This is a genomic window from Mesorhizobium sp. B3-1-6, from assembly GCF_006439555.1.
GTDB lineage: Bacteria > Pseudomonadota > Alphaproteobacteria > Rhizobiales > Rhizobiaceae > Mesorhizobium.
In genome coordinates this window covers 1-9778 of the sequence record NZ_VFTM01000064.1, presented here as the reverse complement: position 1 = coordinate 9778, position 9778 = coordinate 1, and the positions used below count along the sequence as shown (strand labels likewise).

The 9778-nt window shown below is 67.6% G+C and carries 10 protein-coding genes and 1 tRNA gene; 10 read left to right on the top strand and 1 reads right to left on the bottom strand.

Going from position 1 to position 9778, the window contains the following annotated elements; all coding sequences use genetic code 11:
- Positions 1–229 precede the first annotated feature (229 nt).
- Positions 230–1831 carry a cisplatin damage response ATP-dependent DNA ligase gene (locus FJ414_RS31045; protein WP_140648159.1) on the top strand — a complete coding sequence of 534 codons (1602 nt, stop codon included), beginning with the start codon at positions 230–232 and terminating at the stop codon, positions 1829–1831.
- Positions 1832–1879: 48 nt separating this feature from the next.
- Here FJ414_RS31045 and FJ414_RS31040 read toward each other — a convergent pair whose 3' ends face one another.
- The gene (locus tag FJ414_RS31040) at positions 1880–3076 is read right to left on the bottom strand and encodes a hypothetical protein (RefSeq protein ID WP_181181762.1); all 1197 of its coding nucleotides are present in this window, start codon (positions 3074–3076) and stop codon (positions 1880–1882) included.
- Positions 3077–3413: 337 nt separating this feature from the next.
- Here FJ414_RS31040 and FJ414_RS31035 point away from each other — a divergent pair.
- From FJ414_RS31035 to FJ414_RS30995, 9 genes are all read left to right on the top strand, one after another.
- Positions 3414–3489 (top strand) — tRNA-Thr (locus tag FJ414_RS31035).
- Between the two features lie 551 nt (positions 3490–4040).
- Positions 4041–4229 (top strand): DUF2158 domain-containing protein, encoded by a 189-nt coding sequence (locus tag FJ414_RS31030; protein ID WP_140648157.1) that lies wholly within the window; start codon positions 4041–4043, stop codon positions 4227–4229.
- Between the two features lie 157 nt (positions 4230–4386).
- Positions 4387–4818 (top strand): acid-shock protein, encoded by a 432-nt coding sequence (locus FJ414_RS31025; RefSeq protein ID WP_140648156.1) that lies wholly within the window; start codon positions 4387–4389, stop codon positions 4816–4818.
- A gap of 45 nt (positions 4819–4863) precedes the next feature.
- Positions 4864–5403, top strand: a complete 540-nt coding sequence (locus tag FJ414_RS31020; protein ID WP_140648155.1) for an RNA polymerase sigma factor — start codon at positions 4864–4866, stop codon at positions 5401–5403.
- 74 nt (positions 5404–5477) lie between these two features.
- Positions 5478–5927 (top strand): hypothetical protein, encoded by a 450-nt coding sequence (locus FJ414_RS31015; protein ID WP_140648154.1) that lies wholly within the window; start codon positions 5478–5480, stop codon positions 5925–5927.
- Complete coding sequence (locus FJ414_RS31010) at positions 5924–6370, top strand: periplasmic heavy metal sensor (protein WP_140648153.1); 447 nt, start codon at positions 5924–5926, stop codon at positions 6368–6370. The genes FJ414_RS31015 and FJ414_RS31010 overlap by 4 nt, the downstream gene beginning before the upstream one ends.
- Positions 6371–6482: 112 nt before the next feature.
- The gene (locus FJ414_RS31005; protein WP_140648152.1) at positions 6483–6770 is read left to right on the top strand and encodes a hypothetical protein; all 288 of its coding nucleotides are present in this window, start codon (positions 6483–6485) and stop codon (positions 6768–6770) included.
- 100 nt (positions 6771–6870) lie between these two features.
- Positions 6871–8328: a DUF1800 family protein gene (locus FJ414_RS31000; protein ID WP_140648151.1), complete on the top strand. Its 1458-nt coding sequence runs from the start codon at positions 6871–6873 to the stop codon at positions 8326–8328.
- Between the two features lie 21 nt (positions 8329–8349).
- Positions 8350–9588 carry a DUF1501 domain-containing protein gene (locus FJ414_RS30995; RefSeq protein WP_140648150.1) on the top strand — a complete coding sequence of 413 codons (1239 nt, stop codon included), beginning with the start codon at positions 8350–8352 and terminating at the stop codon, positions 9586–9588.
- Positions 9589–9778 lie beyond the last annotated feature (190 nt).

Sequence of the window (9778 nt, the reverse complement as noted above, 5' to 3'; positions counted from 1 at the left end):
ATGCGGGAATTGGCAACGCCGCGATCCTTCACACCCCCCTCTGGCCTGCCGGCCATCTCCCCCGCAAGGGGGGAGATCGGATGTCGCGACGGCTTTCGCCAATCATCGACATTGCAGGATGTGCGGCAGGGCCGAAACTGCCAATCTCCCCCCGTGCGGGGGAGATGGCCGGCAGGCCAGAGGGGGGTGCCTCGCGCCGGCTTTCGCCATTGGCGGGGCGCACATCCCCATGAACCGCTTCGCCGAGCTCCTCGACCGTCTGGTGCTGATGCCGTCGCGCAACGGCAAGCTGACGCTGCTCACCGATTATTTCCGCAGCGTCGAGGACCCCGATCGCGGGCTGGCGCTGGCGGCGATCACGGGCGATCTCAACATCGCGGCGGTGAAGCCGGCGATGCTGCGCGCGCTGGTGGTCGAGCGCATGGACCCGGTGCTGTTTGGCTATTCCTACGACTATGTCGGCGACCTCGCCGAGACCGTGTCGTTGGTCTGGCCGCAACCGCAAGGGCATATCCCCAATCATGTGCCGACGCTTGCCGAGGTGGTCGGCAGGCTGCAGGCGGCGAGCCGTTCCGACGGGCCGAAGGTGCTGTCACGGCTGCTCGACGACGCCAGCATCTCGGCGCGCTTCGCCATCATCAAGCTGGTCACTGGCGGCCTGCGCATCGGCGTGTCGGCGCGGCTCGCCAAGCAGGCGCTGGCCGACCTCGGCCAAGTCGACGTAGCCGAGATCGAGGAGCTCTGGCACGGTCTGGCGCCGCCCTACACCGAGCTGTTCGCCTGGCTGGAGGGCCGGGCGGAAAAGCCGAGGAGCGCCGCACTCGCGCTGTTCCGGCCGGCGATGCTTTCCAATGCCGTTGGCGACAACGACCTCGAAAAACTCGATCCGGCCGATTATGCGGCGGAATGGAAGTGGGACGGCATCCGCGTGCAGGCAGTGTGCGAAGGCGGCGTGCGCAGGCTCTATTCGCGCACCAGCGATGACGTGTCCGGCGCCTTCCCGGACCTCGCCGCGGCCATGAATTTCGAAGCGGCGCTGGACGGCGAGCTGCTGGTCGGCGACCCGCGCGAGGCGACCGGAACCTTTTCCGACCTGCAGCAGCGGCTGAACCGCAAGAGCGTCTCGCCGAAGATCCAGCAGCAATATCCGGCCTTCATGCGCTGCTACGACGCGCTGCAGATCGACGGCGAGGATCTGCGCGCGCTGCCCTTCGGCGAGCGCCGCAAGCGCCTCGAAGCCTTCGTCGGGACGCTCGATCCCAGCCGCTTCGATCTCTCGCCCTTTGTCGCGTTCTCCGACTGGGAGACGCTGGAGCGGCTGCGCCAGGCGCCGCCGCATCCGATCATCGAAGGGGTGATGCTGAAGCGCTGGGATTCGCCCTACCTTGCAGGCCGGCCGAAGGGCCCCTGGTTCAAATGGAAGCGCGATCCGCACACCATCGACGCGGTGCTGATGTATGCGCAGCGCGGCCACGGCAAGCGCTCCAGCTTCTATTCCGACTACACGTTCGGCGTCTGGTCCGGCCCCGAGGGTTCGGAAGAGCTGGTGCCGGTCGGCAAAGCCTATTTCGGCTTCACCGACGAGGAGTTGAGAGAGATCGACAAATATGTGCGCGACAACACGATCGAGCGTTTCGGGCCGGTGCGCTCGGTGCGCGCCGACCGCGGGAACGGCCTGGTGCTGGAGGTGGCGTTCGAAGGCCTCAACCGCTCGACCCGCCACAAATCGGGCGTCGCGATGCGCTTTCCCCGCATCTCGCGGTTGCGCTGGGACAAGCCGGCCGCGGAAGCCGATCGCATCGAAACGCTGCAGGCGCTGCTGGACGGCTAGGGACGACCCCTCGCCGGCGCGCCGGCGCCTGCAGACAGAGCGGCGCGATCACTCCGCGATCGAAACGCGGATCTCGTAGATATCGACGGACTTGCCCTTCTGGTCGAAGTCGGAGTTGACCGCGATGGTGCCGGCCGCGCCCGGATGCTTGTCCGGGAACTGCACGTCGAACAGATATTCGTTGCGCTCGTGGCCGACGGCGTAGCGCTTGCGGCCGCAATCGCCGAAATCGCCGAAATTGCAATCGACCGATATCTGCGTCTCCTTGCCTTCTTCCGAGCGGGCGACGATGTCGAACATAGCGTGCTTGCCGGCAAGCTTCTCCAGCACGCCCTGGCCGACATCGAAGGCGATGGCCGAACCCGACGCGCCCGAGCGGATGCGCAGGAACTGGCCGGTGTCGTCCTTCATCACCTCGGCGGCGGCGTCGGACGGCGTGCTGACACGGGTCGGATCGGCCGGCGAGAAGACGTTGATCCAGTTCTTCGACTGGTCGGCCTCGCCCGGCTTCTGCGGCGAGCCGGGTTCGGCCGGCGGCGTGGAATCCTCGTCGTCCAGCGTCGGCGTCGGTTCCGGCGGGCCGGTGTCGAGCTCGGCCGCCGTCTTGAAGACGCCGGTCTGCTTGGCGAAATAGAGGCCGATGCCGGCGGCCGCGAGCAGCGTCGCGACGACGAAGATCGCGGTCAGCGGCAGGCGCCGCCCCCTGATGCGCCGCTCGTCGCGGTCGGGCGCGACCTCAGCGCCGTTGCCGACGGGAGCGCCCGGCGAATCGTCGAGCGACGGCGCGTCGGGAAGCGCCGTCTCGTCCGGCATGATGTCGGGCACGCGCGGCAGCACGCGTGAGCGCGGCTGGTCCGAAGCATCGGGCTGCACCGGGCCGTCGACGGTGATCGAGGGCGAGGGCGCGGATTGCGATGGCGGCAGCGGCGCGTCGACCGACGGCGCGGCCGACACGGCCGGCGCTTCGACGCGGGGATCCGGCGCGCCATTGCCGGCCGAGGCGACGTTTTCCGGCGGCAGCGTCACATCGGGCACGGCCGGCAGGAACTCCGATTCGATCTCGGTGATCTTGGCCTGCACCGCCTTGCGGCGGCTGATGGCGGCCTCGACCGTGACGTTCGGATTGGCCTGCAGGACACGGTCGAGCGCGGCAAAGGCCGATCGATAGACCTTCTCGCGGAACGCCCGGTCCTCGGCATTGCCTTTCTCGAAGGCATTGCGGATCGCTTTCTCGATGGGGTCCAAGCGAGCTCCCTCTGCGCGTTCGCTCACGGTTGTCTGATCGTCAGCCGCAGGCGACCAATCGATCAACGGCGAGCGGCTGCCTTGCCGGCCAAAGCCATTTCGGCATTTTTTGTTTAAGAATCAACATTTTTCGTCACCACCGGCGCGGTCGCGCCGGCCAGCCAGGTGCGAAGGACGTGCGGCCCGCACGCCGCCACGGGCCGCGCCTGCGCCCGTTGCGCGGTAACCCTAGATCGGAATTGCCGCCAACGAGGCTGGAATTCACCGCTGCCCATCTTGAATTAGCGAGCGGTTGAGTCTATCACCCAGCCCATTCTGGAAGCCTGACGCTTCCCGGGCCGCTTTAGCTCAGTTGGTAGAGCACATCATTCGTAATGATGGGGTCGCGTGTTCGAGTCACGCAAGCGGCACCAAGATTCTCCGCGAGAACCAAACTGTTAACGGAGGCCGGGCGGTGAGCGGTCTGCTCGTTAACCGTGGGCAATGGGGGCAGGTAACAAAGATCACCGGCGGGCAAGCTGCCCCAACGGAATAAGGGGCTATATCTTTGGTCCTTTCGGACCAATGCGTTTGGCAGGACGGACCTCGGTCGATTGTGGGCTGGCAGGCAAATCAGACAGTCTCGCGATCGCGCCGGCTGATAACCCCAAGCCCCCCGCCCATCGGTCGGCGCATAGCCCGGCTTGCTGACCTCAAATCCTAACCACAAAAAGCGAGCCGGGCTTCCACCTGTGCGCCCTGCCGCAAATTGTCGGAAGAAAGGTCCATGATCGTCCTCCCGGGCGGAGAAGGCAGCCAATCAGTGGAGCTCAAAAGCCTTGATATGACAGTGCTGCCTCGCGGATCACGCTAGCGGCACCAGTTTTCCACGCCTTCCCGCCTGCACCACGTCATCGGCGCATCTCGGCCATTGTCGGGAATCGATGTTGGTGGGAAACTCGCCTTGTCAGCATGGGAGGTCGAAATGCCCAACAGTTTCAAGACCGGAGACGTCGTCAGGCTGAAATCCGGAGGCCCGGAAATGACAATCAGCGACGGCGCGGCCTCAGGCACATATCTGTGCCACTGGTTCAACCGCGAAGGCGACGTCTGGACCCCGCAGCATGCCGGCTTCAAGCCGGACCAGTTGGTGGCCGTCGACCACCCGAGATAGTCGTCGCTTTCGATCCTTCAGGGACGATCCGGTCCGGTCAGGCCGGATCCCGGGGACTTTTTGTCCGGTCGAAAAAAGACCGACGGATTTTGCTTTGCCTCGCGTTTAACGGCTGAAGCGTGGCCGCCAATGGCCGCGCCCCACCGGAGACGAGAGCATGATCCGCCAAACGATATTCGTCGTTGCCCTTGGCCTGCAGACCGCGGCCGCGGTCGTCCAGACAACGACGCCGCCCCCTGCCCCGGCCCAGACGGCACCGAGCAGCTCGGCTGCCGCCACGGACAAGTCCAGCCTCACCCTGGAAAAGTTCGAAGCACGCCGGGAAAAGGCATTCATGCGGGCCGACACCGACAATGACGGCAAGGTCAGCCTCGCCGAATGGACCGCTTTCCAGACCGCCCGCAAGGCCAAGGGCGATCCGGCCAAATCCTTCGCGCGCATCGACACCAACAAGGACGGCTTCGTCGACAAGGGCGAGCTCGACGCCTTCCTCGCCAAGCGCTTCGCCAAGCTCGACAAGAACGGCGACGGCGTGCTTAGCGCCGACGAGAGGCCGGGCCACAAATCCGCTCCCAATCAGGAGCAATGACCAAGAGGCTATGCCGCATAATGACAGCCGCGAGCGCCCGGGTTGATGGGCGCCGATCCGGACGAGGAATTGGTACGCCGCATCGGCGCCGGCGACCCCGGCGCCGTGCAGGCGATGGTGGCGCGCAAGCTGCCGCGCATCCTGGCCCTGGCCGCCCGGATGCTCGGCGACGCGGCGGAGGCGGAGGACGTCGCCCAGGAAACCTTCGTGCGCATCTGGCGCCACGCCTCGGGCTGGCGCCAGGGGCAGGCGCGCTTCGACACCTGGATCCACCGCGTCGCGCTCAATCTCTGCTACGACCGGTTGCGGCGCCGGCGCGAATGGACGACGGACGAGCTGCCGGAGGTGGCCGATGAAGCGCCGCTTCCAGATGCAATGCCGGGCGACGAAGAGCGCAGGGTCAGCCAGGCGCTGCAGCGTATCGCGCCGCGCCAGCGCGAGGCGATCGTGCTGGTGTATTATCAGGAGCTGTCAAACATCGAGGCCGCCGGCGCCATGCAGGTCAGCGTCGACGCGCTGGAAAGCCTGCTCGCGCGCGGCCGGCGCGCTCTGCAGGCCATGCTCGCGGGAGATGGCGATGACTGAGACTTCGAAGGGACTGCGAATTTTGAGGACTGCGGCGTGGGGGGCCACGTCAAAACGGTGGAAGGGGGAACGAGATGGCTGAGAAGACCGCAAACGGGCCGATGGATGCCAGGCGCTTCGCCGCACTGGCGGACGCCTATGGCGGCGCATTGCACCGCTGGTCGCCCGCCGAGCAGGCCGCCGCCATGTTGTTTGCCGATACCGAGGAGGGCCAGGCCATCCTGGCGCGCGCCGGCAGGCTCGACGCCATGCTCGACCGGCATCGCGTCGAAGCACCCCGCCCGGCGCTCCATCGAGCCATTGTCGCCCGCGCCGCGACCGAGGTCAGGCAGGGCCGCCACCGCCGGTTCTGGTGGCTGGGCTTCGGGCTTGCCGGTGCCGGCCTGGCCGGCGCCGTGGCTGGGCTGGCGCTGGTGACCGTCGTTGCCCCGGACGCTCCCTCCGACCACTATGTGATGGATGCCAATGCGACGTCGTTCGGCGATGCCGGTCCCGACGCCGACCAGGCCGAGGAGGACCTATGAGCCCCCGTCTTGTCGCGGCATCGCTGGTACTCAACGTCTTTCTGATCGGCGCGCTCGCCGGCGGGACGGGTTGGCTGATCGGCAAGTCCAATCCGGGCTTTTCGCTGGAATCGGCCGGCGGCAGGCTGCCGGCCGCCGACCGCAAGGTCTTCCGTCAGGCGCTGCGCGAGGTGCGCCGCGGGTCCCGCGACGTAATCCTCGACGGCCAGGCCGCTCGGCGCGAGGCGGCGAACCTTCTGCAGCAGCCGACCCTCGACAGCAACGCGCTTGCGGCGGCGCTCGAACGCGCGCGCAAGGCCGATGTCACCGTGCGCACCCGGCTCGAGCAACGCATCATCGAATTCGCCGCGTCGGGATCGGCGGAAGACCGCCAACTGCTGGCGGACGCCCTGATGCGGCGCGCCGGCAGGCAGCCGCCGGCGCCTGCAAAAAAATCGCCGTAGGCAGCGACGGAAAGAGCGGACACGCCCCGTTCAAGGAAAAGAGGGACAGGCCTGTGACCGCCTTCGGCGGCGGGCAGGTTCTCTTCAACCTCGAAACTTTCGGGAGTATCCCATGAACAGTCTGACGAAATATTCGATCGCGGCAGCGCTCGCCATCGGCGGGACGGCAGCCGCAAGCGCCGCCTCGGCGATGCCGATCGCACCGGCTGCGCCGGCGCCGGCGCTTATCGAGCGTGTCGCCTGGGGCTGCGGTCCGGGCTGGCATCCCAACCACTGGGGCCGCTGCGTCCCCAATCGCCGCGTGATCTATCCCGGCTATTATTACTGGGGCGGGCCGCGCGTTTATATCGGCCCGGCCTGGCATCCTTACCACCGCTGGCACCACTGGCGCCGCTGGTGACGGCCCGCGCATGACGCCGGGGCTGCGGCCGGCGTCGTGAGCGCCCTTCCCGATCCATGCAACATGCCGGCCGAAGTGTCGGTTCGGAACGGAGGCTTCATTGGCCGCACCGGTCTCAAATTCCGTCTCGCCGGACCCCGCCCTGGTCGCGCTCAACCGCTTCGGCCTCGGCGCAAAAACTGGCGACAACCTCGGCAAGATCGCCGCCGATCCACGCGGCTACCTCAAGGCCGAGCTCAAACAGCAAGACATCGCGCTCATTTCACCCGACGACCCGAAGAATGCCGGGCTGCTGGACAGCACCGCGGCGATCCAGGCCAGCATGACGGCGGCCATGGAACGCAAGGCGGCGCGGGATGAAAAGGCGGCGGCCGCGATGCAGCCGACAGCCGCGGAAGACCCGGCCGGCCCGACCGGGCCAAAAGCCAAACCCGCGGTGCCGCGTGTCGAGGCCGACATCTATCGCGACGAAGCGCAGGCCCGTTTCGACAAGGCGCTCGCCGCGACACCCGGTTTCGTGGAACGGCTGGTCGGCTTCTGGTCGAACCATTTCTGCGTTTCCGTCGCCAAGGCACCGGTCGTGCGGGCCAGCGCCGGCGCCTTCGAACGCGAGGCGATTCGGCCCTTCGTGCTCGGCCGCTTCGCCGACATGCTGCTGGCCGTCGAGCATCATCCCGCGATGCTGTTTTACCTCGACAACCGGCAGTCCATCGGCCCCGATTCGCGCGCCGGAAAGCAACGCGGACGCGGCCTCAACGAGAACCTCGCCCGCGAGATCCTGGAGCTGCACACCCTGGGCGTCGGCAGCGGCTACGCCCAGGCCGACGTCACCAGTTTCGCCGCCATGCTGACCGGCTGGACGATGGCCGGACGCGAGGGGCGGCTGGGCGAGCCGGGAAGCTTCGTCTTCAACGCCAATGCGCATCAGCCGGGCAAGGCGGTGCTGCTCGGCAAGACCTATCCCGATGGCGGCATGGGCCAGGCGGAGGCCGCGCTCAACGACATTGCCCGCCATCCGGCCACCGCGCGGCACATCGCCACCAAGCTTGCCCGCCATTTCATCGCGGACGATCCGTCCCCGGCGGCGGTCGCCCGCCTGGCCACGGTCTTCACCAAGACCGATGGCGACCTGCGCGCGATCGCATTGACGCTGATCGACATGCCCGAAGCCTGGTCGACGCCGCTCACGAAGCTGCGCTCGCCATTAGACTATGTCGTCGCGCTGCGCCGGGCGGTCGGCGCCACCCCCGGCAACGAACCGCAACGATCGCTTCGCTGGCTGAGCGTGCTCGGCGAGCCGCTATGGCAACCGCCGGGGCCTAACGGCTTTCCCGACCGGACGGATGCATGGGCTTCCGCCGAGGGCCTCAAGACGCGGCTGGACATCGCCTGGCAGGCGGCGAAGCAGGCGGACGACATCGGCGACCCGGACGAGACGCTGGCGTCGCTGATCGGTGCGTCCGTCTCGGCCGAAACACGGCAGGCGATTGCGCGGGCGGAGTCCAAGCAGCAGGGCCTGGCGCTGCTGTTGATGGCGCCCGAATTCCAGCGACGGTGACCTAGCAATGGAGATGAACCCATGAGCCTTCTTTGCGAAACCCCGAACCTGTCCCGCCGCGCCGTCTTGATGACCGGCGGCGCGCTGTTCGCCTGGGCCTACCTGCCGCGCTTTGCCCGAGCGGCCGACAATCGCGACCCGCGCCTGATCGTCATCGTGCTGCGCGGCGCGCTCGATGGGCTGTCGACGGTCGGGCCGGTCGGCGATCCAGACTATGCCGGCCTGCATGGCGACATCGCGCTTTCGCTCTCAGGCGCCAACCCGGCATTGCCGCTTGACGGTTTCTTCGCCCTCAACCCGGCAATGCCGGTGTTTGCGCGCCTGTTCAAGGCAGGCCAGGCGGCCGTCGTGCACGCGGCCGCGACCGGCTACCGCGACCGCTCGCATTTCGACGGCCAGGACGTGCTGGAAAGCGGCCTGCCCGGCCCCGGCAACGCCACAACTGGCTGGCTCAACCGGGCATTGGCCAGCCTGCCGGCGGGCGAACGCGTGGCGAAACTCGGCGGCCTCGCGGTCGGACCGTCGACGCCACTGGTGATCCGCGGTGCAGCACCCGTGCTCGGCTGGGCGCCGCAGGCCCTGCCGACGCCCAGCGACGCCTTGGCCGAGCGCGTGCTTGACCTCTACAACCATCGCGATCCTTTGCTGGCGGCGGCGCTGCAGAAAGGGCTCGACGCCGACCGGATGGCGATCGGCGACGCGCCCGACGGCAAGGCGATGAAACCCAGAGGCGGTCTCGGCAATGCCGCCGGCATGCGTCAGTCGGCGCAAGGCGCGGCGAGGCTGATGGCGGCCGATGACGGGCCGCGTATCGCCGCACTCGCCTTCGACGGCTGGGACACGCATGTCAACGAAGGCGGCGCCACCGGCCGGCTCGCCAATCTGCTCGGCGGCCTCGACGGCGCCTTCGAGGAATTCGAGAAGGGGCTGGGCGAGCGTTGGCGCGACACGGCGGTCGTCGCGATCACCGAATTCGGCCGCACGGCGCGCATCAACGGCACTATCGGCACCGACCACGGCACCGGCACCGTGGTGCTGCTCGCCGGCGGCGCGATCAAGGGCGGCCGCGTCATCGCCGATTGGCCGGGGCTGAAGCCGGCGCAGCTCTACGAACGGCGCGACCTGGCGCCGACCAGCGATGTGCGCGCGGTGCTGAAGGGGCTGCTGGCCGACCAGTTCGGGCTGTCGGCGGCGGTGCTTGGCGACAAGGTGTTTCCGGAGTCTGCGGCGGTGAAGCCGATGCGGGACTTGGTTGTTTGAGGTCTGAATTTGCTCGTCAGCGACAGGCGACCGTGCAACGATCGGTGGCGCAAGGTGAGATAAGTCGCGATCCTTCGCGCGCCCCTCTGTCCTGCCGGACATCTCCCCCACTTGGGCAGGGCTATCGCATATGAGTGATCGCATTGATGAGATAGTCGTCGTTCCAGGCGCATTTCTTGATGCGATGGCT

What these genes read in the sequence shown, in the direction of transcription:
- FJ414_RS31025 (WP_140648156.1), top strand. Translation starts at nt 4,387, where the DNA reads ATGATCCGCCAAACGATATTCGTCGTTGCCCTTGGCCTGCAGACCGCG.
- FJ414_RS31030 (WP_140648157.1), top strand. Translation starts at nt 4,041, where the DNA reads ATGCCCAACAGTTTCAAGACCGGAGACGTCGTCAGGCTGAAATCCGGA.
- FJ414_RS31005 (WP_140648152.1), top strand. Translation starts at nt 6,483, where the DNA reads ATGAACAGTCTGACGAAATATTCGATCGCGGCAGCGCTCGCCATCGGC.
- FJ414_RS31015 (WP_140648154.1), top strand. Translation starts at nt 5,478, where the DNA reads ATGGCTGAGAAGACCGCAAACGGGCCGATGGATGCCAGGCGCTTCGCC.
- FJ414_RS30995 (WP_140648150.1), top strand. Translation starts at nt 8,350, where the DNA reads ATGAGCCTTCTTTGCGAAACCCCGAACCTGTCCCGCCGCGCCGTCTTG.
- FJ414_RS31020 (WP_140648155.1), top strand. Translation starts at nt 4,864, where the DNA reads ATGGGCGCCGATCCGGACGAGGAATTGGTACGCCGCATCGGCGCCGGC.
- FJ414_RS31045 (WP_140648159.1), top strand. Translation starts at nt 230, where the DNA reads ATGAACCGCTTCGCCGAGCTCCTCGACCGTCTGGTGCTGATGCCGTCG.
- FJ414_RS31010 (WP_140648153.1), top strand. Translation starts at nt 5,924, where the DNA reads ATGAGCCCCCGTCTTGTCGCGGCATCGCTGGTACTCAACGTCTTTCTG.